We start from the raw sequence: 23,653 nt of genomic DNA on the forward strand, positions 1-23,653 counted from the left end.
ATTGAGCGTTGACCGAAGAATTTCGGCACGGCGAGGTCAGTCTTCATGATAGCGGTTACCAGCTAATGGCGGTGTTGTTTAACCGGCACCTCCAGAGCTCATTTGCTCTGGATCAGACGACCCAGCGGGGCGAGCGGGCCGATGGGGATGAACTCAAAGGTCATCAGCCCGGTTTCGGTCAGGGGCAGTTTGTCTACCTCCGCCTTAACTGCTTCGACCGTCTCTGCCTGCATGTAGAAGATCACCCCGGGCCGGTCTTGGCGGAACCAGAACTGCTCGATCTTGCCGTCGAGCTCGACATGGCGCTTTGGCTGATCCGCAAGACCAGTCCGGAGCTAGCCACCCTCGTCTCGCGCTACCTGCTCGCGGACATCCGCTCCTCGCAAGCGCCCTACATCATTCCCAATCATTTGGCGCAGGCCGATCCCCTCATCCTGCGCTTCGAGCGATGGGCGCGGGAGCATCTGCAGGACGGCTTCTCCTTGCGGGAAGCCGCCGCCGCGCTGGCGACGAGCCCTCGCTCCCTGCAACGCCGTTGCCAGGAAGTGCTCGGCAAATCACCTTTATCTTACTTTCAGGACCTTCGGGTCGAACGAGCACAAAACCTGATCCATGGCAGCGGGCTCGACCTCGACGCCATAGCCGCCGAGGTGGGATACGTCGATGGAGCGACCTTGCGCACGCTCTTGCGCCAACGTCTCGGACGCGGCGTGCGTGAGCTTCGCGAAGACTTGCGCTGAGGATCAAAAATATATCTCGGCCAGCCTACGGCGGACTGCACGTTGACCAGCAAATCACGTCAACAGCATGTCGACAAAACCGAGCGAAAAAACTACATTGCTGACATGCTGCTTTTTTGACCCAATGCGGCATCTGCGAATGAAAGGTACCTAAGTGTCTGACGAGGCTGAAGTGAAACGAATCCGGGGAACCGGATGGAAGAGCGTCTACGATACGCTGCGAAGCGAGATTCTTTCTCTCACCTTGCCGCCGGGTCAGCTTCTCGATGAAATGACCTTGGCCGAGCGTTTTGACATGTCGCGCTCGCCGGTGCGTGAAGCCCTGATCCGCTTGGGCGGAGACGAGCTCGTCGTCACGCTCTCCAACCGCAGCACGATCGTTGCGCCAATCGAAGTGGCGACCTTTCCGAAATACGTGGAGGCGCTCGACATCGCCCAGAGGATGAACACGCGCCTGGCGGCGGCCCTGCGAACCGACGCCGACCTGAAGCTTATTGCCAAGCGGGAAAAGGCATTTTCGGCCGCCGTCAAAACCGGAAATCATCTGGCGATGTCGGAGGCGAACAAAGAGTTCCACATGGCGATCGCCTATGCCGGCAAGAACCAGTATTTGGCATCCTTCTATCACAAGCTCCTGTCTCAGGGTCAGCGCATGCTGCACCTGCATTTCGAGTATCTCGAGCGTACCCATGAGGGATATCTTCTGACCGATGAGCATAGCCTGATGCTGGAGGCGATCCGGGACAAGAACGTCGATCTGGCGGATGAACTCGCCCATGCTCATACGCGGCAGTTCCAGGACAACTTCATCAACTTCATGCGCGAGAACTACACGACCGATGTCCCGCTCGGACCCGCACGAGCAGCGGAATAGGTGGCGAGGATGAAAGCAATCGGCTTTGTCGGAACCGGCGCTATCACGGAGGCCATGGTGCGGGGCCTGTTGGCCGAGCCGGCGCATGTATCCAAAATCCATGTCTCGCCTCGCAATGCGGAGATCGCAGCAAAGCTTGCCGCCAAGTTCGACACCGTAACTGTGGCGGCTGATAACCAGACGGTCGTCGATCACAGCGACATCGTCGTCCTTGCCATACGCCCGCAGATTGCCGAAGACGTTATACGTGGGCTTCGTTTCAAAGATGGGCAACGCGTTGTCAGCGTCGTCGCAACGGTGGAGCGTCAAAGTCTGCTCGACTGGATCCGAGCAGACATCGACCTTGTGCAGGCGATCCCTTTGCCATTCGTCGCAGATCGCCAAGGTGTGACGGCCATCTATCCTCCCGATCCAGAAATAGCTGGCCTATTCGATGCCCTTGGCACCGCGGTTCAATGCGAATCCCGAAAAGAATATGACCTTCTTGCCGCTGCCAGCGCCATCATGTCGACCTTCTTCGGCGTCATGGAGTTCACGACCGACTGGCTGGAAAAGAATGGGCTCGATCGATCGAAGGGCCGGGCCTATATCGCGCCGCTATTTTCGAGTTTGGCGCAAAGAGCCAACGAGCCGGGCGTCACGTCATTCAATTCTCTGAGCTCTGAATTCGCCACCAAGGGCGGCCTGAACGAGCAGGTTTTCTCGGACTTCGAGAAGAAGGGCGGACGACAGGCACTGACGGCCGCACTCGACCGGGTACTTGCTCGCATTGAGGGCCGCAGCAGCTAATCAGAAGGTTGGCGGCGTGCAGGCGCTGATGACCTCGCAAGCTACCGGCCCGACACATCGGAACCGATGCGGGCGTCGACTTTCGAAATAATAGGCATCGCCCGGCCCGAGGATGCGTCGCTCGTCGTCAACCGTGACCTCGAGCCTTCCCGAGAGAACGATCCCGCCTTCTTCTCCATCGTGGACGAGAGGTACCTTTCCGGTATCGGCGCCAGGCTGGTAGTGCTCCTTCAGGATCTGCAGACTGCGCCCGAACAGGTTCTCTCCAACCTGCCTGTATGAGATGGCGCCCTTGCCGATCTCGACCAATTCTTCCGCGGCATAAAACGCCTTCTTTGGCCGAGCGGGCTCGAATGCGAAAAACTCCGCCAGGCCGATCGGGATGCCATCCAGAATTCTCTTCAAGGCTCCCACTGACGGGTTAGAGGCGTTCGACTCGATGAGAGAGATCGTCGAATTCGGCACGCCGGTGCGTTTGGCAAGCTCGCGCTGCGAAAGGTTGTGCGCAATGCGCAGATGGCGGAGACGATTGCCGATGTCGACGGTCATGATGCGGTAGCGTTCCTGTTGTTCAGAATAGGTAAACACCTATATGCTGCTGCCATAAATTTCAATTGGTTAGAGCCATAAAGAAAAGGACTTGTTTGAAGAAGGGAAATCGCCGATCTGATTGCCATTCCAAAGAGGAGGCCAATCATGGATCAGGTCAGCAAGCCGAACACCCCCGTTCTCGACAATTTCTGGATGCCGTTTACGGCGAACCGGCAGTTCAAGGCAGCACCACGCCTATTGGCCGCGGCGGACGGGATGTACTACACCGATGTCGATGGGAACCAGGTTCTGGATGGCACCGCCGGGCTCTGGTGCGTGAATGCCGGCCATGGCCGCAAGAAGATTGCAGAAGCCGTCGAGCGACAGCTCGCCACCTTGGACTACGCGCCGACCTTTCAGATGGGCCACCCGATCGCTTTCGATTTCGCCACGAAGCTGGCCGCGAATGCGCCTGGTGGCGGCGAGGCCAAACTCGACCGCGTGTTCTTCACCGGTTCCGGTTCCGAATCCGTCGATACTGCTCTCAAGATCGCTATTGCCTACCAGCGTGCCATCGGTCAGGGCACCCGCACGCGGATCATCGGACGCGAAAAGGGCTACCACGGTGTTGGATTCGGCGGCATCTCGGTCGGCGGCCTCGTCAACAATCGCCGCGTCTTCCCGCAGATTCCGGCTGATCACATGCGCCACACGCTGGATATCGAGCGCAATGCCTTTTCGAAAGGGCTTCCGCAGCATGGCATTGAGCTTGCAGACGATCTGGAACGGCTCGTCGCGCTACATGGCGCCGAAACCATAGCAGCCGTCATCGTCGAACCGATGTCCGGATCGGCAGGCGTCGTCCTGCCTCCCAAGGGCTATCTGGAGAAATTGCGTGCCACGGCGGACAAGTACGGAATTCTGCTGATCTTCGACGAGGTCATCACTGGCTTCGGACGCCTGGGAGCACCCTTTGCCACCGACTATTTTGGCGTCGTTCCTGATCTCGTCACCACCGCCAAAGGCATTACCAACGGCACAATCCCGATGGGCGCCGTCTTTGCCAGCCGCAAGGTCTATGATGGACTTATGGTCGGGCCGGAGAATGCGATCGAGCTATTCCACGGCTACACCTATTCCGGCCATCCCGTCGCCTGCGCCGCCGGTCTCGCCACTCTCGAGATCTACCAGGAAGAAGGACTGCTGACGCGAGCAGCCGATCTAGCGGAGCACTGGCAAGAAGCTCTCCATTCGCTCAAGGGTCTTCGGCATGTCGTCGACATCCGGAACCTTGGGCTGGTCGGAGCGGTCGAGCTTGCGCCTCGCAAAGATGCACCCGGCGCGCGGGCTTACGACGTGTTCGTGGACTGCTTCGAGAAGGGTCTGCTGATCCGAGTCACCGGGGACATCATAGCGCTTTCGCCACCCCTGATTATCAGCAGGGCGGAGATCGACACGCTTGTCTCTATGTTATCTGATGCGCTGAAGCGCGCAGCCTAAGATGCTTGGGGTGCCACTGGCTGGTTCAGTGGCATCGCGATGTCGCGGCCGCCAAGCAAATGATCATGCCTATATGCTGCACAACGCCATTTATGGGTGCTCATACCGCCGACATCAGATGGCCGGCTGCTCATTGAAAGAAGCTGTAAGGGCGGGGTATCCCTCGCCCTTTCGCAATCTTCACTTTCCTCAAAACTCTTCCCAGCCGTCCTTTGACGCTGCCGTCGCAGTTGCGACGCCTCCGTCAAAGGCACCGGCGATCTTGGCCCTGAGCGAGCGGGCCGGTGACGCGGCCGGCTGGTGACGCTCGCTCGCCACGGCCAGGCGCGGTTGCCTATAGCCTTCCTCGACGCTGAACTGGCTCAGCAGACTGTTGAGTGATGCGACTTCCTTGGCAAGGCTATGGCTTGCTGCGTTCGACTGCTCGACCATCGCCGCATTCTGCTGCGTCCCCTGGTCGATTGCATTCACGGCCGTATTGATCTCGGCGAGCCCCGTTGCTTGTTCCCGTGCCGCCTCGACGATCGCTTTCACATTGGCGTCGATCTCTTCGACTTCCTGGACAATCTGGCTTAGGGACTGGCCGGTCCGCGCCACGAGTTCGACGCCATTGCGCACCTGATTGCTGGAAGTCGAGATCAGCGCCTTGATCTCCTTGGCGGCCTGTGCCGAGCGCTGCGCCAGTTCACGGACCTCCTGGGCAACGACCGCAAAGCCCTTGCCCGCTTCGCCAGCGCGCGCCGCCTCGACGCCGGCATTGAGAGCCAGCAGGTTCGTTTGGAAGGCGATTTCGTCGATCACGCCGATGATGTTCGTGATCTCGCTGGAAGACTTTTCGATACCCTCCATGGCGGCGACAGCCTCGCGCATCACGATACCCGACTTTTCGGCGCCGATACGGGCTTGAGCGACCAACTGGCCAGCCTCCTCGGCGCGCTTCGTGGAGTCTTTAACTGTCGTGGTGATCTGTTCGAGCGCAGCGGCGGTTTCCTCGACGGATGCTGCCTGCTGCTCCGTGCGCTTCGACAGATCGTCCGCGGCCGAACGGATTTCGTTGGCACCGGCATCGATGCCGCGGGCATTGTCGCCAACGGCTCGTAGCGCCTGCTGCATCTTTGTCATCGAGCCGTTGAAATCGCTGCGCAACTGGTCGAGATGGCTGACGAACGGCTTGTCGATGCGGTAGTTGAGATTGCCGTTTGACAGTGCTCCGAGGCCATCAGCCAGCGCCTTGACAGCGAATTCGGTTTCGGCTGCCTCCCTCGCCTTCTGTGCGTCCCGCTCCATGCGTTCCCGATCAGAAAGGCTGCGGTTGGCATCTGCGTCGCGCTCCAGCCGGATGCGCTCGATCGCATTGTCGCGGAAGACAGCAACGGCTGCGGCCATCTGGCCTACCTCGTCCTTGCGCTCCAGTCCGATGACCGATGTCTCGGTTTCTCCACCGGCAAGAGACACCATGCGTTCCCGCAGTTTCTCGATCGGCGTCGTAATACCCTTGGCCGCGACAAACAGGCCGGCCAAGATTGCGGCGACGAAGACGATGCCGAGCGTCGTCAATGTATAGAGGATCGTGCCATTTGTCTGGCTGGTTAAAGTGTCGCTTTGCGTGCTGACGTTCTTGGTCGAATTTTCGATCCAATGCCGGACACTCAGGATCTCGTCTTCAATCATCGGATCTGCTTGTTTCAGCAATCCTTTCGCACTCTCCTCGTCATCCTTCGCCCCTGCTTCGACGGCCTTATCCATGATGGCGGTCATTGCTCTGGCTTTGTCCGCGAGCACATCAACTGACGCCGCCTGTTCCGGGACCAGACGCTTTATGGAGTCAAACCAGTCCAGCAAAGCTTTCTTGTTTTCGCCGTAGTCTTTGACAAAGCCCGGCATCTCCGGATCCTTGGCGCTGTAGGCGAGGACCTGATAGGCGTTATAGCTGAGCGCGACTACGCGCTGGCTCGCTCGTGCCATCTGGATCGTGGCGGTCCCGTCGTTTGCAAGGAGGCCGGCATAGGCATCATTTGCCGCTCTATAACTCTGCGACATCGCGATGATGCCGGCAATTCCAACAACGCAGATCGGGATGATGACGGAAAGAATCTTCGTGCGAATCTTGGTGTTCTGAAGAAACGACATGGGGGCTCATCGTGCAATTGTCAGGCAATCGCTCTGCCGCCAGATGAAATCATCGGCGCAAAATGCGCGTGCCGATCAGTGACCGGGCATCACAGTCAAGGAGCATCATGCTCGACGCAAATGCGCTGTATTCGAATTTAAGCAAAACATGCTGACAAATCGGTTAATGGGTAAATTTCGACTTCAAACTGAATAATAGGTCTCATCCCCGCGGGAAGCAGCTCCTTTATGCCGAGACTGCAGCGATACAGCGGACACCCATCCGCCAGACTTTTCTGAAAGGCGCTATTGTAAGCAGAACGCTTCGCGATCTCATCGCACAGTTCAAGCTCGGACCGGCGATGGCGCAGTGTCTGGTCGTAAGGGCAGCAACGCCAGCCGGGCGCGATGCCCTGCTGCGCAGCCGAAATCGCTCCGGACCTCCCCCCGCCGCTACCGCCGACTACAGCAACCCAAAACCGCCGGAGCGAACAGAATAGGATAAAACCTGGTGATATGTGTCATCACAGTAGGTTGAGTGGGCGGTTAGCGAATGCCTTGAGTGCCGGCGACAACGAGTCACGACGAGCCGTACTCGGACCATGAAGCTTTCCGCAAGCTCCGTCTGTGTAGAACCTCTCTGGGTATATCTCATCTTGCTGGTAATGATATTTTCAATTACCTTATAGATGATATTACAGAAAGGATCATCGATGACGTCCCTAGCGGTCACAATGAAAGGTCAGGTCACACTAAAGCGGGATTTGCTGCAGCACTTGGGCATTAAACCTGGCGAACGGATTGACTTTGACAAGCTGCCGGGCGGTGAGCTTCGAGTGAGAGCCGCGCGGCCAACAGGCACCATTGATAATTTCATCGGCCGGCACGCCGGGAAAGTCAAAAAGCCGATGACAATCGAAGAAATGAACGAGATCGCCGCTTCCGGTTGGGCGGGTGAAGAGTGAAAATTTCCGTCGATACGAATGTCCTGGCTCGCGCTGTTCTGCAGGACGATCTGGGGCAAGGAAACGCCGCTAGCAAACTGCTAAGAGAAGCATCATTGATCGCGGTTTCCTTGCCCTGCCTGTGTGAACTGGTCTGGATACTGCGCAGGGGCGCCAAGCTGCCAAAAGAAGACGTCGCCATGACGATCCGTGACCTACTAAATGCCGGGAATGTCGTGATGAACCGCCCCGCGGTCGAGGCGGGGCTTACAATCCTCGAAGCCGGAGGTGATTTCGCAGATGGTATCATCGCCTATGAGGGCAATTGGTTGGGCGGAGAAACCTTTGTATCGTTCGACAAACAAGCAGTGGAACTCTTGACCCAGAAAGGAGAGACCGCACGGCTATTGCTTTAACACCGGATTAAATCGCGCGTTCTTCGCAACTCTGGAACAAACTTCCAAAAAATCCGGGAATAATCCACAAAGGAAGATCGCATCGTCGAGATGATGAAGAAGAAGGCTGAAAACTCCCCATCTCATTCAAATACCTGAAGCGATCTTTTGCAGTGGATATGGCAGGAAAACCGATTTTCTACCCATTCTTACAACTCTAAATATCGAGCATTTTTTCAAGAGCGCGTTAGGTATTTTAAATGCTGCGCGGCTCGCGATTCGGCGTTGTTCAATTGGCCACAGGGTCAGATGATGCTGCACAGTCCGTTGATTTGAGGATCGGCAGCGAATGGCTTTTTTGCACAAAACAATGATGCGACGGATGGGGCGCCATACCCTGCGATGAGATCCAGTTTTCCAAATCGTAACGGACGTGCGCTTTGTCCTTGGTCAAGATTCTGCACCACGACTTTGACGATGCTGGCTGGAAGGCGCGGCCATTTCAAGAAGAGTTTTCACCCAATATCTTTGGCAAAGTAAAAGGGAGATAGCCGCAGGTCGCGGTCAATCGCACCTCCCTAAAGGCAATATTAAGGATGCATATAAATCGACTTGAGGCGGAAAGCATAACAATCATTCGCGAAGCGGTTGCCGAGGCTGACAGGCCGGTCCTTTTCTATTCAATCGGCAAAGACAGCTCAGTTCTGCTTCATCTTGTCAGGAAGGCATTCTTTCCAGCTAAGCCGCCATTGCCCCTATTGCATGTGGATACAAGATGGAAATTCCAGGAAATGTACCACTTTCGCGATCTTATCCCGCAGCAAACTGGAATGGATCTGCTGGTTCACGTCAATCCTGAAGCGATCGAAAAGGACATAAACCCCTTTGACCACGGCGCGGCGCTTCACACCAACATTACCAAAACGGAAGGGTTGAAGCAGGCACTCGATCATCATCGCTTTGATATGATTTTCGGGGGAGCCCGACGCGATGAGGAGAAGTCGCGATCTAAAGAGCGGGTATTTTCCTTTCGCACGCGCAATCATTGTTGGGACCCGAAGAATCAACGGCCAGAACTTTGGAGCCTCTACAATACCCGCAAAGCCCCCGGTGAAAGCATGAGGGTCTTTCCGCTCTCCAATTGGACGGAATTGGATGTGTGGCAATATATCTTCCAGGAGGGCATTCCAGTTGTGCCGTTGTATTTCGCCAAGGAGCGTCCGGTCGTTCTACGTGACGGTATGATTCTTGCCGTTGACGATGATCGCATGAGGTTATTGCCCGGCGAGGAAATCACTCGTCGCAGAGTTCGTTTCCGAACACTAGGTTGCTATCCACTGACGGGTGCTATCGAATCCGAGGCCGATACCATTGAAGGCATAATCGCTGAACTCATCCAGGCGCCCGTGTCCGAGCCACAAGGCCGGCTGATCGACACTGGTTCGTCGGCGAGCATGGAAAAAAAGAAATTAGAGGGTTATTTCTGATGCTCAGCCTGGATCAGAACAGCAACCAAGATCTCTTATCATCCGAAGAGGTATTTGCGCGTTTTCAGCATCAGGAACAGTCTCGGGATATTTTGCGCCTTATTACATGCGGCAGCGTAGACGACGGCAAGAGTACCCTTATCGGTCGCCTTCTTTGGGAATCGCAGCAGTTACTTGACGATCAATTGGCGGCACTGAAAGCTGAATCGAAAGGCTATGGCACGCAGGGTGATGAAATCGACCTCGCACTGCTGGTCGATGGTCTATCCGCCGAACGCGAACAAGGCATCACCATAGACGTCGCCTACCGCTATTTTTCCACGCCAAAACGAAAGTTCATCCTCGCCGATTGCCCCGGCCACGAGCAATATACGCGCAACATGGCCACTGCAGCGTCGTCCGCCGATGTCGCAATCCTGCTCGTCGACGCTCGCAAAGGTGTTCTGACACAGACACGCCGGCATGCCTATCTCGCCTCGCTGCTCGGCGTTCGGCACGTGGTCGCCGCGATAAACAAGATGGATTCGGTCGGATACGACGAGCAAATATTCGATCAGATATGCGAGGAAATCTCGACGTTCTCCGCCACACTGGGATTTGAGAGCATTACCCAGATCCCGATCAGCGCTCTTTGCGGCGACAACATAGCCCGGCGCGCCGCACATACCCCATGGTATCTCGGGCCGCCGCTGATGGACCTCTTGGAGACCGTCAAGATAACGCGCACGCCCTCCGACCGGCTTGTTATTCCAGTGCAGTGGATCAATAGACCGACTGCGGATTTCCGAGGTGTCTCGGCCACGATTGTCGAGGGCAAGTTGGAGGTTGGGGACGAAATACGCGTAACAGCTTCAGGTCAAGTTGCGCGTGTAGCTGAAATCGTCACGATGGATGGAACCACGAGGCGGGCCGACGAAGGGGCAGCCGTCACATTCAGACTCGATCGAGACATCGACGTTTGCCGCGGCGATGTTCTATCTTACGCGCAAAAGCCCTTGGAGATGTCTGATCACATTGAAGCCACCCTGATCTGGATGAGCGCAGATGCGGGTCTGATTGGCCGTCAATACGAAATCAAGCTTGCGACCCAATGGGCGTCCGCATCGATCACCAGCATTAAATATCACATCGATGTCGATACGTTTGCACACACCGCCGGGCGAACCCTGGCGCTCAACGACATAGCTGTCTGCAACGTATCCCTGAGCCGCCCTCTCGTTTTCGACAGCTATTCGACATCGAAAACACTGGGCGCCTTCATTCTCGTCGACCGGTATACGAACGAGACCGTCGCCGCCGGCATGATCCGCCACAATCTTCGACGTGCCCAAAACGTGCATCACCAAATGCTGTCGATCACCCGGCAAGATCGCGAGCGTTTGAATGAGCATCAGGGCAAGGTGATCTGGTTTACGGGCTTGTCCGGCTCCGGGAAATCAACATTGGCCAATGCCCTTGAGATGGAGCTGCACAATCAAGGCAAGCGCACATATATCCTGGATGGTGACAATATCAGGCAAGGTCTCAATAAGGACTTGGGCTTTACCGACGCGGATCGCGTGGAGAATATCAGACGAATTGCCGAAGTGGCCAAGCTGATGATGGACGCGGGGCTCATCGTGCTCACGGCCTTTATTTCACCTTTCCGCCGAGAACGAGAGATGGCGCGCGAACTGATCGGACTCGAGAACTTCCTGGAAGTCTTCGTCGATACGCCGCTCGATATCTGCGAACAGCGTGACCCGAAAGGCCTTTACCGGAAGGCGCGCGATGGGAAATTGCCGAACATGACGGGTGTTAGTAGTCCATATGAGGCGCCGACGTCGCCTGACTTTGTGATTCAAGGCGTGAGCACACCACTTGTGGAAAGTGTCAAACGCTTGGTTGATTATATCACTTTCGTCTAGCCCAAGCGCCCAATCCGCTGCTGCTGGTTCAAGCACAGCGCGACACGGGCACTCACGGCACTGTCGAAAACGCCAAGACTTGGCGTTGTTGAATGGGATTGCCAACGCACGCAGCGAACGGCTTGCCACAGTTGACGATATCGGTCCAGCTCAGGGGCCAGCAGAAACCAGAAAAACCACCGCGGCTTGGTCAATATTATCTAATGCGCGCAATACTCTCTGATCGAGATGAAGTACAGAAGCAACTTTCGAATACACGTGGGCATTTATCATCAAGGAATATTTTCCAAAATAATGCCTTTTTGTTTGATCCGCATGGAGGTTGATTTTTGTGAAATAAAATATCTAGCTATTAAGTTGAATTTTCCACGCCGTGACCACGAAATCACTTTAAGTCAGAATAAACGCAGGGCCGCTTTTGCGGCCTATTTTCATAGGCCCGCAATGTGTCTATTAGCAACTGGCATGGCCCATATTCAATTGCACTTTACCCCCCTGATACGTAAGCGCATAGGCGACCCCGCGTAGCATCCAGATAGAAAATCACTCATTTTCAGCATGAATCATGCTGGGGATCCTATGAGTGAAGATATGAATCATGGTCGTACGTTCGAAATTCTGACGGCGGAGCCGGTGCGAACGCGGCGGAAACCGAAGTCGTGGTCAGATGAGGCAAAAGCTCTGATCCTGGAACAAGCGCTGGCTCCGGGCGCGAATGTCTCTGCGGTCGCGCGTGCCCATGGAATGGACCCGTCGCAGCTCTTTGGATGGCGGCGAGTAGCCCTCGCATCTGGTTCGGTTCAGCGCCTGAGAGCAACCGAAAACAATGAGGCTTTTACTCGTTTCGAGGCGGTGCGGACGGACGCTATCGAGATCCAGGTGGGCGACACGACACTTCGCGTCAGCGCTTCGATCGATCCGGCGCTGCTGAGCGGCATTGTCAGGGCGCAAACGCACCAAGCTTTGCCAGTTATGGGCCCAGGCGGTCGACGATCGGCCATGGAATGGTCCGGCGCCACCGGCCGTGGCCTACATCTTTGCCGAAAGCCGCAGTGCGCGCGAGATCGAGGGGCAACTATCGTCATTTGCCGGCGTGCTCCAAGTTGATGGATACCAAGCCTATAAAACCATGGTCAAACGTCGGGGCAAGAGCAACGTTGCCCCCGTGCGGCTGGCCTTCTGCCTGGCCCACGCCCGGCGAAAGTTCGTTGACGTCGTCAAGCTAACCGGCTCTTCGGAGGCCTTGTCGATCCTTGCCAGGATTGCCGAGGTCTATCGCATCGAAGCAAAACTACGAGGGGAAGATGAAGATACCCGGCTTAGCGGCAGGCGTCGCGAGGCGGCTCCCATCATGAGAGAACTGAAGGTCCAGCTCACCGAACTGAGCGAAGAGGTGTCGGCGAAATCGGCGCTTGGCAAAGCCGTCACCTACACGCTCAACCACTGGAGCGGGTTGACAGCCTTCTTCGATGATGGCCGGGTCGAAGTGGACTCCAATGTGGTCGAGCGTTCGATGAAATCGGTGGCCCTGACGAGGAAGAATTCTTTGTTCGTGGGAAACGAGCGCGGTGGCAAGACCTTCGCGATCCTGGCATCGCTCGTCAACACGGCAAAGCTTAACAGCGTGGATCCCGACGTCTGGCTTGCCGATGTGCTGGAGCGCATCATCTCCGGCAAAGTGAAAGCCAACGAGATGGAGAGCCTTTTGCCTTGGGCCTGGAAGGCTGAGCGCGAAGCGATGACACAGCAGGAGCGACAAGCGGCATGATACAGAACAGCCAGGAGATGACGCCGCGACCGAAGCTCGATGACGACGCATTCGAAGCCTTTATCAGGAAACGTCGTCCGCCATCGCCTATCTGGTCAATGAGCGGCCTCGATGGTTATCTTACGGCTCTCATCATCGGCCCGAAGTTCATCGACCCACGCCAATGGATCCCGGAACTGACCGGCCCGGATGCCCTGAATCTGCCGATGGAGACAATCGAACATCGGGCCGTGCAGACGATCGTTGCAGAGTACAACCGGATCTCGGCAAGCCTCTCCGAAACGCCGAAAGACCACCGGCCCAAGTTCACCAGGATCGATGATCAGACCTTTGATCCATTCGATTGGGATCTCTGCTTTCTGCTGGGAACAGGATACGCGCCGAGGCTTTGGCAGCCGGTCCTTCGAGGTCATGCCGTCACTGGCGATATCATCGCGCCCATCCGCAAGCTCGGCGAGACAAAACGGAAAGCGACCCGCCAGGATGCTGCTGCCGTCGCTGAAGCGCTCGTCAATATCCGAACCTACTTTATGCCGAAGAGGGCAAAGCAGAAGTTCTGAAAGAAAGTGCTATTGCGATCCCATCAACGCCTAAAACCGTGGGATGTTCGTCGCGCTCACCTTCAAACCGTCCTGGTCAAGGCGCGGTGTGCCCGGAACAACGCTTACCCTTCACATCATCCGGCCAACGCCGGTTTCCGCGGCGCGGCGCGATAACTTCGTAGATCCCAACAAATCCATCATCTGCCATGCCAATCTCCAGGTGGTCCTGGAAACCTTCTCGTAACGGCCCGATTGCTACCGCGGGGAATATGGCTTGACGCGTGCGGCGATCTCTTCGTCGAGGACAAAGCAATCGAGGAACTCCTGCCATTTTTCGGCTGACCGACGCGCCTCAGTCAGCATCTGCCTAAGTTCGTCGATGCCATCGTCTGTCAGAGCGGGTGTGCTCTCGTCATCTCCGGTCACGACGCTGATGATATTCCCATAGGTCAGGTTGTCATCATTGCTGATGATCTCCCTGAGGAGGTCGACGTCCTCATCGAGGATTTCGGCGACATAGTCGATGGTGAAGACGAAGCTGACCGTTGCCATCAAGCGGCCTCGGCGCAGATGATTGCCGCTGTCGGCTTCCAGTTCCATGGAAGCAGCTCCGCGAGGCGATTTATCTTGTGATCCTGAATGCGGTCGAGCACATCAGCCAGATAGGCCTGCGGATCAAGGCCATTCATCTTGGCGGTTTCGATAATCGTCATGGCCCGCGCCAGGGTTTCTGCTCCAGTGTCGGCACCCGCGAAGAGCCAGTTTCGTCTTCCAACGCCGATAGGACGCAACGCCCGCTCGGCGGCGTTGTTATCGATTGCGACACGGCCATCTTCCAGGAACAGGCAGAATGAAGACCACCTGCTCAAGCCGTACCGGAAAGCGCCCGCCAGATCGCTCTTGCCGGGGATACGGGTCAGTTGCGCTTCGGCCCAGACGCGGAATGCTTCGACCTTTGCCTTGCTGTGCTTCTGGCGCGCGGCAAGACGGATATCGGCAGACTTGCCTGCAATGCCGCGCTCGATGTCGTAAAGCGCGCCGATACGGTCGAGAGCCTCGCGGGCAATCTCGGATTTGTTCGAGGTCCAGATATCGTGGAAGTCGCGCCGCCAATGCGCCCAACATGAAGCCTCCCGGAAGCGGCGTTTCCCGTCCGTTCCGGCCTCATATAACTTCGCATAGCCTTTGTAGCCATCGGCCTGAAGGATGCCGCTCGCCTCCTTGAGGTGACGGTGAACGTGCTCTTCCTTCCAGTCGGGAGCAAAATAATAGACCGCACCGGGCGGAGCTATGCCCGCCCATGGGCGCTGGTCCCGGACATAGGTCCAGAGCCTGCCCTTCTTCACCCCTTTCCCCAGCCCCTTGTCGCGTAGAGAACGATCCAGAACCCGGATCGGCGTGTCGTCGGCGTGGAGAAGGTCGCTGCTCATGATCGCGGCTTCGATCAACTCGATCAGCGGCAGGAGCACCTGCATGGCGCGGCCACACCAATCGACCAACGTGCTGTCGGGGATATCAACGCCCATGCGGGCGAAGATTTCGTTCAGGCGATAGAGCGGCAAGTGGTCGTCGAACTTCGAGACCAGGATATAGGCCAGAAGACCAGCGCCCGCCATGCTGCCCGATATCGGACGGCTGGGCGCGGGCAACTGCACCATCTTCTCGCAGCAGCGGCAGGACTTCTTCAGCCGGGCGATCTCGATGACCTTCATCTGTGCGGCGATCATGTCGAGGATTTTGCTGACGTCTTCGCCGACAAGCCGCAGTTCGCCACCACAAGCGGGGCAGCACGTTCCGGGATCAAGTTCCCTGCGCTCGCGAGCGGCCTTGTCCGACACGCGCGGACGGCGGCGCATGGTCTTTTCAGGCATGCTTTCCTCAGGCGCGGCAGGCTCCGTTTCTTCGTCCTCGGCGAGTGGCTCGCTGCTGCCTTCCGAAGCGGCAATCATCAGGTCCTCGAGCGCCAGTTCCAACTGCTGGATTTCCCGTTCGATCTTTTCCGACGACTTGCCGAAGCCATGTTTCTTCAGCCTGGCGATGCGCAGCCGCAGGGACTGGATCAACTGATCATGCGCCTGCAAGGTCGCAGACATCTTCGCGTTCTTCGCCTCAAGCGAGGCGATCATCGCCTTCAGGAAGGCCGGATCATCGGGAAGATTTTGGCTCGCGTTTGACATGAACCTGACTACCACAGGTCAGGGTCAATATCCATAAAAACACGCAGATTCAGGGAGATAAAGTCAACCGACACGGGCCGGAGGAACGCCCCAGTCGGGCCGTCGCCAATCAATCCCTTCCCACAGCATTGCCAGTTGAGCAGACGTCAACCGGGCTGCTCCATCTGCTGCCAAGGGCCATGGAAACCGCCCTTTCTGCAAGATTTTGTAATAAAGGCAGAACCCCTGGCCGTCAAAATACAATAGCTTCAAACGGTCGCCCCGCTTGCCCCGAAACGCGAAGACCGCACCTCCCGTCGGCTTCTGGCGCAGCACATCCTGGGCAAGAGCAGCCAGCCCCTCTATCCCCTTGCGCATGTCCGTGACACCGCAGGCGATATAAACCCGAACACCTGTCCCAGGCCCGATCATGCCGCCTCGATTGCCCGGATCAGGCGCTTCAGTGCAACCACATCAACATCGCCACTGAAGCGAAGGCTTCGTCCGCAGCGCAGTTGCAATTCCATCATTGCAGGCAAAACCTGCATGCCTTCAAAAGCCCGAGCCTCTTTGCTGTCCCCTGCCGGCGGCATGTCCAGCGGCAGAAACACCGTCGTCGACGGCGGCGACAGCAGGCCCTTCTTCCGCAATTCACGCCGCCAGGTGTAAACCTGCTGCCGCGTGACCGAATACCGGCGCGCCACCTCTGTCACCGACGCGCCGTCGACGCCTACCGACAGCACGACCTCCAGCTTGCTCTCATCACTCCAACGTCGGCGACGTTCATCGCCGAGAATTTCCACGCGCATCACAGGTCTCGCCTAAAGCACGTCGCTAACGACGTCGTTATAGACGGGTCATAAACAAGTAAGCCGATCTCCGACAGGCGGCCACAATCGGGCGGTTACACCTTCTCGCACACGCGGCAAGCCGTATCCATCCGAGGTAGGCCGCAGGGATCTTTGGGGTCGCGCGTGGTAAGCTTGCGGAATGGAGATCGACGAGGACAAAATTGACGACACGGTGCTGGCGTTGCTATGGCTGACGCTTCACAACGAGCGTTGCGCCTGGAAGGGGTTTGAGTGGGCGACGACTGATCGCTTGTATCAGAAAGGCCTGATCGGCGATCCGGTGAACAAGTCGAAGTCACTGGTGCTGACGGACGAGGGTCTGCGCCGGTCGGAAGAGCTGTTTCGGAAACTGTTTACGCGGCAGCCGGGATTTCCATCGCCTTGATCACCTTCCACTCCCAAGGCAAGAGCTCATGCAGGCGGGAGACGGGAAGCTCGGCGATGCGGGCCAGCACGTCGGCAAGCCAGACCTTTGGATCGATGTCGTTGAGGCGAGCCGTCGTAATCAGGGTCAGCATGATGGCGGCCCGGTCGGCGCCGCGATCGGAACCGGCGAAGCTCCAATTTTTTCTGCCGCAAGCCACGCCGCGCAGGGCTCTTTCCGCCGCGTTATTCGTCATGCAAATCCTGCCGTCATCGGCGTATCTGGCAAAATCGACCCAGCGCGACAGCATGTAGTTGATCGGTTCGATGACCGGTGAGGAGCGTGAGAGGCCCTCCTGTTCCTGGCGCAACCAGGCCTCCAACTCGATGAGCAGCGGCTTGCTCTTTTCCTGGCGCACGGCAAGCCGCTCCTCGGCGCTTGTGCCGTTGATATCGCGCTCGATGGCAAACAACGCGTCGATGCGTTTAACCGCTTCCAACGCCGTCGCCGAGACAGGCCGTGCGCCTTTACCGCGGCGCGCACTGCGAGAGACGTCGGCCAGCTCGAAGAACTTCCGGCGCGCGTGGGCAAAACAGAAAGCCGGCGTCACCGGTATTTGTTTCTTCGTACGATCAAAGAGCGGATTGAAGCCATTATAGCAGTCAGCTTGCAGAATGCCTTTGAACTCGGCCAGATGTCGTTGTGGATGTTCGCCACGCCGGTCGCTGGAGGCGTAGAAGACGGCGGCCGGTGGCGACTGTCCCCCAAAGGGCCTATCGTCGCAAACGTAGGTCCAGATCCGGCCGGTGATGCACTGCCCTTTGGCGAGAATCGGGATAGTGGTGTCGTCGCCATGCAATCGCTCGGCCGCAAACACGTGCGTCTCGATGAGATCGAAGAGCGGCTTGACGGCGGCGCTGACGTAGCCAACCTGGTCGGCAAGCGTCTGGGTGGACAGATCAATTCCCTCGCTGCGGAAACGCCGGCTCTGGCGGTTGAGCGGCTGATGCTCGGAGAATTTGTCGAAGACTATAGTGGCGAGAAGGTTGGGGCCGAGAAAGCCGCGCGGTGTGGCATGGAACGGCGCCGGCGCCTGGCTGATGCAGCCGCACTCCCGGCAAGTAAACTTATCCCGGACGGTCTCGACCACCTTGAAGCGGCGTGGGATCTCCTCCAGCGTCTCGGTAGTATCCTCGCCCAGCTTCGACAGCCGTTCGCTACCGCAATGGATGCAGGCGCCAGGAGCTTCGATGACGACACGTTCCCGCTCGATATTGTCCGGCCAGGGTTTGCGCACCGGCCGCTTGCGAGTGAAGGCCCGAACGGTCTGGCTTTTGGCAGAGGCCGCTTCGGACGCAAGCTCGTCCTCGGTCGCGTCGGCGACCAGCTCTTCGAGCTGCAATTCCATCTGGTCGATCAGCCGCTGGGTGCGCTCCCGGCTCGGACCGTGTTTGTCGCGTTCCAACTTGGCGATCAGCAATTGCAGATGGGCGTTGAGCGCCTCGATGCTGGAAAGCTCTGCCTTGGCTTTGGTCGCTTCGGCCTCCGCCTGCAACCGCGCCTCGCGTTCCGCCAGCAGCGCGGCGTGGGCGCTGGCAAGATCGTCCGGAAGGGAAAGCGGTGGCAATGACATGCAAATTTTAGAGCATATTTCCTGAACAAATTCAATGAAGAAGGCGCTCAAACCCGTGTCGGACGCCAGGTTTCCTGCGGCGCCCGCCAGTCAATTCCCGACAGCAAATAAGAAAGCTGTGCGGCCGAGATCGCGACGGCGCCGCCTTCAACATTGGGCCAGATAAACCGCCCGCGCTCCAATTTTTTCGTGAACAGGCAGGCGCCTTGGCCGTCATGCCAAATTAATTTTACCAGATCACCTCGTCGACCCCTGAAGCAGAACAGATGACCGCCCAGAGGGTCATGTTTCAACACCTCCTGCACCCGAAGGGCCAGCGAAGGAAAGCCGCACCGCATGTCTGTATGTCCCGTCGCCAGCCACACCTTGACCCCCGTTCCCATCGGAAACGGGTTCATCGCAACGTCTCCAGACCACAAATGAGCCGCAGCAGGACGTCCACGTCGACATCCCGACCGACGATCACACGCCGGCCGTTCGCACTCACCACCTCCATGCGACCGGGCGCGGTGACAGAAGGCGGCACAGCGACAGTCGCCGCAGGTGGCGTATTCGCAACATTAGGCTCGGTAACAACGATCGCTGGAACAAATCCGTTCGCCGAGCGGGGGACAAGCCGTCCTTCCCGCGCGGCCCTGCGCCAGGCATTCAACTGCCAGCGCGTGATCCCATGACGCTGCGCCGTGGCCGTCACCTGTCGCGGGCCGTTATAACTCTCAGCCACGATCGCCAGCTTCGCTTCATCCGTGAAACGCCGGCGACGCCCGCTATCGACAATCTCCATCCGGCTGAAATGCCCGGTGAGATCATTCCTCAAGTCCATGTGTGAAGCACCGTCTATATTGCCGTCTATATAGACAGAGCATCCACACTCTCACTCACTGCACAATGCGGCCCAACTCGGATGCGTACGGCAAGCCTCAAAATACAGCCAATCCAATGGGGCGGAGACGGCGCTTACATTCCATTCCGCTCCTATCGATGAAGGAGCTTATCTCACGGCCTCATTCACAAAAGAAAAGGTGGGTTGTTCGTCGCGCTCACCGTACTTCAGCGCAAGCCCTGCAACCGATACCCCCGGCTCAAGGGCCGCGTCGATCAAGCGTTCCTTCTCGACCGGATCAAACCGCCGCTTGCCATTGCGAAGAACCTTGACGACCCGAAGCTCCCCCTGAAATTCCCGCGCCATCCAATGTCATTGTATCCACAGTCTCCGTTGTGGACACAGATTCGCTCAACACTCCGCCAATGAACAGGTGCAGCGATTTGCGCGCTTACTTCGTAAAGAACCAAATGGTGCCGCTTACGGTCCTTTTTTCGGGATAGGTATGGCCAGATCAAATTAATGCCCTGCACTGGGCGAGGTCGCCGATTATCGAAAACCAAGAGCCTTCAATTTTTCCGGCACACCCCAGAAAGCGAGCGCTTCATAGTCGGGATAGGAATAAACTCCACGGTTCAAATGAATGGAGCCTGAGTTTGCCTGAAGATGCCGCTCGACTAGATCGAGCACAGAAATGGGGCGGCCGCTGCAGCAATTGATGATGCCCGAAATCTCCGTTTGCGCGATCACGCGTGCGAAACGCTCGGCCACCTCCTCAATAGGAAGATAGTCGCGAAGCTGATCGCCGGGTGACATATCAAACGTGGGCCGCTTCTCTGCGAGCGCCTTATCAAGCTGCGACAGAAGGCTTCGTTCTGATTGGCCAGGTCCATACATGTAGAACAGCCGCATCCACTGCAACGTGAACGATTGAGTGTTCTGCATAAGCTGAAGCGTCTTGCGAAGTGTATCCTTAGCAAGACCATAGGGCGTAGTTGGACGTGTCTCTGCATATTCGGCCAAGGGGCCGAATTGCAGCCCGTATTCGAGACAGGTTCCAGCGACGACCAAATGAGGTACGCCCCATTCAATAAGCCAGCGGAACAAAGCTATCTCTGCGCCGAGATTGTGCGTCAGGTTAAATAGACCGCGATAGTCGGGAAGACCTGGCCAGGCGAGATGAACGAATATGTCAGGGCGCTCCATTCGCGACGCCATTGCTTCTGGCTCGCGATATAAATCGAAAGCCAAAAACGTTACCGGGTCTGCCCACGGCATTTTAGTCGCTTTACTCGCATCCCGAGCGATCGCCACGATATCGTGCCCATCATTAAGGAGGCGTGCCACAACATGCCTGCCCACAAAGCCCGTGGCGCCTGAAACCGCGATTTTCATGGCAGAACAGTCAGCGTGGGGATGGCAACGACGAACTTACCACCCCAGGCACGAACCGCAGACTGTGTTTCGACGACCTCCGCGGCAATATTCCAGGGCAAAATCACGACCCAGTCTGGCTTACGCTTCGCCAATTCATCGGGATGCAGAATCGGTATATGGCTCCCTGGCATAAACTTTCCCTGCTTCGACGGAGCGGCATCGCATACAAACTGCACGAGGTCCGTCTTGAGCCCCGCATAGTTCATCAACGTATTGCCTTTGGCAGCTGCGCCATATGCCGCCACCACCTTGCCGTTCTTTTTCTGCTCCAGCAGGAAGGAAAGAAAGTCGTTCTTGATAACGTCGGCCTTTTGCTGGAAGTCAAGATAGGTGTCGAGCTTCTTCAGGCCGAACTTCTCTTCACGCTCCAGCAATTCTGACACGCGCGGTGAAGTGGCACGGGAATCCGCCGTGCGGCATCCATACACGCGCAGACTTCCGCCATGGGTAGGAATTTCCTCCACATCGAGAAGACGCAGACCAGCCCGCTCAAAGATGCGCTTTACGGTCCCAAGCGAAAGGTAGGAAAAATGCTCGTGATACACAGTATCAAACTGAACACTCTCTATCAGACGCATCAAATGTGGAAATTCGAGCGTTACTGTTCCGCCCGGTTTCAGCACAATTTCGAGGCCGGCTGTGAAGTCGTTGATATCGGGCACATGCGCATAGACATTATTGCCGCAAATGAGGTCTGCCGATTGCCCCTCATTCACCAAGGCGCGCGCGGTTTCCGTTCCAAAAAACTTTCTAAGCGTGGGCACGCCAAGCTTTTCGGCTGCATCTGCCGTGCTGTCCGTCGGCTCTACGCCGAGGCATGGAATTCCCTTTGCAACGAAGTTCTTCAGGAGATACCCGTCATTGGAAGCGACCTCAATCACGAAGCTCGACGATGACAGTTGCAGGCGATTCTCAATCATGTCGCAATAAGCCTGGGCATGACGAAGCCAGCTTTGCGATGTTGACGAGAAATATGCGTAGTCGCGTGCGAAAAGATCTTCTGCCTTCTTGTAATCGTCGGTTTCGACCAGCCAGCACTCCTCACAAACAAACAGGCGCAACGGATTGTGTATTTCAGATTGCGTAAGCTGTTCTGCGTTCAAGTAGTCATTTGAGGCTGGAGCATGACCGAGGTCCAGGAAAACAAACTTCAGTTCGTTTGCACAATGGCGGCACTTCATAGGTCGACTCCATGGAAATTTTCGTCAAGAAGGGGATGGCTCACATCCCTGGATGAAAGATGAACTGGTGGCAACGGCCATTCTATGCCCACGCGGGGATCGTTATACCGGACGCCGCCTTCGTGTTCCGGGGAATAAAATTCCGTGTGCAGATATAGAAGGCGCGAGTTTTCTTCCAGCACCTGAAACCCGTGTGCGCAGCCCTCGGGGATCACAAAAGCGAGGCCATTCTCAGGAGAAAGTTCTACGCCGTACCATTGTAAAAAAGTGGAAGAACCGCGCCGGAGGTCGACAGCAATATCAAAAACCCGCCCCTCAATGCACCGAACAATTTTCATCTCGGCCCGCGGGGCGTGTTGATAATGCATACCGCGCACGGTGCCAACGGCAGCGGTCATCGAAACGTTCGCCTGACGAATTGTTCGATCGCCAATCGCAGGTTCGAGTTCGTTTTGGCAATAGACCCGCGAAAATGTCCCACGCGAATCGCCGATGATCGTGCTTTCCGCGACGAATAGGCCTTCAATTTTAGTTTTCGTCAGTTTCATTCGACATCCCCGGACCAAGCTATGCCTCGCGTCGATGCAAGTGTGCAATAACGCTCCAGTTGGCCGGCCGATGGCACGTTGCCGTTTTCGATGAACTCCCGATACCAGGAGATTGTCAGTTCGACGGTCTCCGGAAAAGATAACACGGGCCGCCACTCCAACCGCTCCCGTGCCCTGCTGCTGTCGAGGTAAAGAAGATTTGCTTCGTGTGGCTGCTGCGTGGCAGGATAGAACCATTCCACGACCGGCCACTCCTCCTTCATCGCTTCAAGCACTTGGATAACCGGACGATTGCCTTCTTTGTCAGGGCCGAAATTCCAAGCCTCCGCAGCCGTGCTGTCACCGCTGAGCAGTGCTTTTCCCAACATGAGATAGCCGGCGAGGCATTCGAGTACATGCTGCCAAGGGCGTGTAGCAGAGGGAGACCGGATTTCCAGCTTCTGCCCAGCTTTCGCCGCGCGAACAAGGTCGGGGATCAACCGGTCTTCAGACCAATCACCGCCGCCGATGACATTTCCCGCCCGTGCAGTCGCGAGAAGCTGACCGCCCTTTTCCAAAAACGAACGGCGATAACTCGCCGCTGCAATCTCCGCGGCCGCCTTGGACGCACTATAGGGATCATGGCCGCCTAAGCGATCGGTTTCGCGGTAGCCCCAGACCCATTCATTGTTTTCGTAACACTTATCTGTTGTCACAGCGACAATAGCCTTTACCGTCTCGCTGGCGCGACACGCATCCAGGACGTTAACCGTTCCGGTGACATTGATATCCCAAGTCTCGATTGGTTCGCGATATGAACGCCGCACGAGCGGCTGTGCAGCTAGATGGAACACAATTTCTGCCTGGCTGGCTGCGATAACATCGCGAACGGCGTTCCGATCGCGAATATCGACGAAGTGAGACGGCATATCCAAGCCAAGCAGATCCCAATGGTTCGGCTCAGTTTCCGGCGCCAATGCAAGCCCCACGGGTTCTGCACCAAGCTTGCGAAGCCAAAGGCAGAGCCAGCTTCCCTTGAAACCAGTATGGCCCGTGATGAAAACCTTCCGGTTTTTGTAAATGTTGCCGAACATG

23 protein-coding genes and 4 pseudogenes are annotated in these 23,653 nt (G+C 57.0%); 12 read left to right on the forward strand and 15 right to left on the reverse strand.

Features of this window, described 5'->3' with window-relative positions:
- Window positions 1-293: 293 nt before the first annotated feature.
- The 3 genes and pseudogenes from NXC24_RS30355 to NXC24_RS30365 all read left to right on the forward strand — a co-directional run.
- Window positions 294-740: pseudogene (locus NXC24_RS30355) on the forward strand (helix-turn-helix domain-containing protein); the annotation flags it as partial.
- A 154-nt stretch (window positions 741-894) separates the two neighbouring features.
- Window positions 895-1,614 (forward strand): GntR family transcriptional regulator, encoded by a 720-nt coding sequence (locus NXC24_RS30360; RefSeq protein ID WP_104827042.1) that lies wholly within the window; start codon window positions 895-897, stop codon window positions 1,612-1,614.
- A 9-nt stretch (window positions 1,615-1,623) separates the two neighbouring features.
- A complete protein-coding gene (locus NXC24_RS30365) occupies window positions 1,624-2,403 on the forward strand; it encodes a pyrroline-5-carboxylate reductase (RefSeq protein ID WP_104827043.1) in 780 nt (259 codons plus the stop codon).
- Here NXC24_RS30365 and NXC24_RS30370 read toward each other — a convergent pair whose 3' ends face one another.
- On the reverse strand, window positions 2,404-2,952 hold the full coding sequence (locus NXC24_RS30370) for a cupin domain-containing protein (protein WP_104827916.1): 549 nt from the start codon (window positions 2,950-2,952) through the stop codon (window positions 2,404-2,406). It lies immediately after the preceding gene.
- 147 nt (window positions 2,953-3,099) lie between these two features.
- On the opposite strand from NXC24_RS30370, the gene NXC24_RS30375 reads away from it, so the two are divergent.
- Window positions 3,100-4,434, forward strand: coding sequence for an aspartate aminotransferase family protein (locus tag NXC24_RS30375; RefSeq protein WP_104827044.1), 1,335 nt, complete (start codon window positions 3,100-3,102; stop codon window positions 4,432-4,434).
- Between the two features lie 189 nt (window positions 4,435-4,623).
- Here NXC24_RS30375 and NXC24_RS30380 read toward each other — a convergent pair whose 3' ends face one another.
- The gene (locus NXC24_RS30380; protein ID WP_104827045.1) at window positions 4,624-6,564 is read right to left on the reverse strand and encodes a methyl-accepting chemotaxis protein; all 1,941 of its coding nucleotides are present in this window, start codon (window positions 6,562-6,564) and stop codon (window positions 4,624-4,626) included.
- Window positions 6,565-7,256: 692 nt separating this feature from the next.
- Here NXC24_RS30380 and NXC24_RS30385 point away from each other — a divergent pair.
- The 7 genes and pseudogenes from NXC24_RS30385 to NXC24_RS30415 all read left to right on the forward strand — a co-directional run bounded on the left by NXC24_RS30385 (window position 7,257) and on the right by NXC24_RS30415 (window position 13,604).
- Window positions 7,257-7,508, forward strand: a complete 252-nt coding sequence (locus NXC24_RS30385) for an AbrB/MazE/SpoVT family DNA-binding domain-containing protein (RefSeq protein ID WP_104827046.1) — start codon at window positions 7,257-7,259, stop codon at window positions 7,506-7,508.
- On the forward strand, window positions 7,505-7,903 hold the full coding sequence (locus NXC24_RS30390; protein WP_104827047.1) for a type II toxin-antitoxin system VapC family toxin: 399 nt from the start codon (window positions 7,505-7,507) through the stop codon (window positions 7,901-7,903). Before NXC24_RS30385 ends, NXC24_RS30390 begins: the two co-directional genes overlap by 4 nt.
- 575 nt (window positions 7,904-8,478) lie before the next feature.
- Window positions 8,479-9,369, forward strand: coding sequence for a sulfate adenylyltransferase subunit CysD (gene cysD, locus NXC24_RS30395; protein WP_104827048.1), 891 nt, complete (start codon window positions 8,479-8,481; stop codon window positions 9,367-9,369).
- Complete coding sequence (gene cysC, locus NXC24_RS30400; RefSeq protein WP_104827049.1) at window positions 9,369-11,276, forward strand: adenylyl-sulfate kinase; 1,908 nt, start codon at window positions 9,369-9,371, stop codon at window positions 11,274-11,276. The genes cysD and cysC overlap by 1 nt, the downstream gene beginning before the upstream one ends.
- Window positions 11,277-11,867: 591 nt before the next feature.
- Window positions 11,868-12,077: pseudogene (locus NXC24_RS36005) on the forward strand (transposase); the annotation flags it as partial.
- 142 nt (window positions 12,078-12,219) lie between these two features.
- Window positions 12,220-13,044: pseudogene (locus tag NXC24_RS30410) on the forward strand (IS66 family transposase); the annotation flags it as partial.
- Window positions 13,041-13,604, forward strand: coding sequence for a UPF0149 family protein (locus NXC24_RS30415; protein WP_104827050.1), 564 nt, complete (start codon window positions 13,041-13,043; stop codon window positions 13,602-13,604). The pseudogene NXC24_RS30410 and the gene NXC24_RS30415, both read left to right, overlap by 4 nt.
- A gap of 103 nt (window positions 13,605-13,707) precedes the next feature.
- Here NXC24_RS30415 and NXC24_RS36010 read toward each other — a convergent pair.
- From NXC24_RS36010 to NXC24_RS30440, 5 genes and pseudogenes are all read right to left on the reverse strand, one after another.
- Window positions 13,708-13,794, reverse strand: a pseudogene (locus NXC24_RS36010) (IS66 family insertion sequence element accessory protein TnpB); the annotation flags it as partial.
- A 47-nt stretch (window positions 13,795-13,841) separates the two neighbouring features.
- Entirely contained in the window at window positions 13,842-14,138 is a 297-nt protein-coding gene (locus NXC24_RS30425; protein ID WP_104827840.1) for a hypothetical protein, read from the reverse strand.
- Window positions 14,138-15,763, reverse strand: a complete 1,626-nt coding sequence (locus NXC24_RS30430; protein WP_104826329.1) for an IS66 family transposase — start codon at window positions 15,761-15,763, stop codon at window positions 14,138-14,140. The genes NXC24_RS30425 and NXC24_RS30430 overlap by 1 nt, the downstream gene beginning before the upstream one ends.
- Window positions 15,764-15,826: 63 nt before the next feature.
- Window positions 15,827-16,174 carry an IS66 family insertion sequence element accessory protein TnpB gene (tnpB, locus tag NXC24_RS30435; RefSeq protein ID WP_104826328.1) on the reverse strand — a complete coding sequence of 116 codons (348 nt, stop codon included), beginning with the start codon at window positions 16,172-16,174 and terminating at the stop codon, window positions 15,827-15,829.
- A complete protein-coding gene (locus NXC24_RS30440) occupies window positions 16,171-16,551 on the reverse strand; it encodes a transposase (protein WP_104826327.1) in 381 nt (126 codons plus the stop codon). Before NXC24_RS30440 ends, tnpB (NXC24_RS30435) begins: the two co-directional genes overlap by 4 nt.
- Window positions 16,552-16,732: 181 nt before the next feature.
- Between NXC24_RS30440 and NXC24_RS30445 the strand changes: the two genes are divergently transcribed.
- Window positions 16,733-16,978 carry a DUF6429 family protein gene (locus tag NXC24_RS30445; protein ID WP_104822827.1) on the forward strand — a complete coding sequence of 82 codons (246 nt, stop codon included), beginning with the start codon at window positions 16,733-16,735 and terminating at the stop codon, window positions 16,976-16,978.
- Here the strand turns inward: NXC24_RS30445 and NXC24_RS30450 are convergent.
- From NXC24_RS30450 to rfbG, 8 genes are all read right to left on the reverse strand, one after another.
- Window positions 16,947-18,590, reverse strand: a complete 1,644-nt coding sequence (locus NXC24_RS30450) for an IS66 family transposase (RefSeq protein WP_104822826.1) — start codon at window positions 18,588-18,590, stop codon at window positions 16,947-16,949. The two genes, NXC24_RS30445 and NXC24_RS30450, sit on opposite strands and share 32 nt — an antisense overlap.
- 47 nt (window positions 18,591-18,637) lie before the next feature.
- Window positions 18,638-18,988, reverse strand: coding sequence for an IS66 family insertion sequence element accessory protein TnpB (tnpB, locus tag NXC24_RS30455; RefSeq protein ID WP_104822825.1), 351 nt, complete (start codon window positions 18,986-18,988; stop codon window positions 18,638-18,640).
- The gene (locus NXC24_RS30460; protein WP_104822824.1) at window positions 18,985-19,413 is read right to left on the reverse strand and encodes a transposase; all 429 of its coding nucleotides are present in this window, start codon (window positions 19,411-19,413) and stop codon (window positions 18,985-18,987) included. Before NXC24_RS30460 ends, tnpB (NXC24_RS30455) begins: the two co-directional genes overlap by 4 nt.
- Before the next feature lie 168 nt (window positions 19,414-19,581).
- Entirely contained in the window at window positions 19,582-19,779 is a 198-nt protein-coding gene (locus NXC24_RS30465) for a hypothetical protein (RefSeq protein ID WP_245464081.1), read from the reverse strand.
- 183 nt (window positions 19,780-19,962) lie between these two features.
- Window positions 19,963-20,808: an NAD(P)-dependent oxidoreductase gene (locus NXC24_RS30470; protein WP_104827051.1), complete on the reverse strand. Its 846-nt coding sequence runs from the start codon at window positions 20,806-20,808 to the stop codon at window positions 19,963-19,965.
- Window positions 20,805-22,031 carry a class I SAM-dependent methyltransferase gene (locus tag NXC24_RS30475; RefSeq protein ID WP_104827052.1) on the reverse strand — a complete coding sequence of 409 codons (1,227 nt, stop codon included), beginning with the start codon at window positions 22,029-22,031 and terminating at the stop codon, window positions 20,805-20,807. The genes NXC24_RS30470 and NXC24_RS30475 overlap by 4 nt, the downstream gene beginning before the upstream one ends.
- Window positions 22,028-22,579 carry a dTDP-4-dehydrorhamnose 3,5-epimerase gene (gene rfbC / locus NXC24_RS30480; RefSeq protein WP_104827053.1) on the reverse strand — a complete coding sequence of 184 codons (552 nt, stop codon included), beginning with the start codon at window positions 22,577-22,579 and terminating at the stop codon, window positions 22,028-22,030. Before rfbC ends, NXC24_RS30475 begins: the two co-directional genes overlap by 4 nt.
- Window positions 22,576-23,652: a CDP-glucose 4,6-dehydratase gene (gene rfbG / locus NXC24_RS30485; protein ID WP_199773665.1), complete on the reverse strand. Its 1,077-nt coding sequence runs from the start codon at window positions 23,650-23,652 to the stop codon at window positions 22,576-22,578. Before rfbG ends, rfbC begins: the two co-directional genes overlap by 4 nt.
- Between the last annotated feature and the right edge of the window lies 1 nt (window position 23,653).

It is taken from the genome of Rhizobium sp. NXC24 (assembly GCF_002944315.1).
Taxonomy (GTDB): Bacteria; Pseudomonadota; Alphaproteobacteria; order Rhizobiales; family Rhizobiaceae; genus Rhizobium.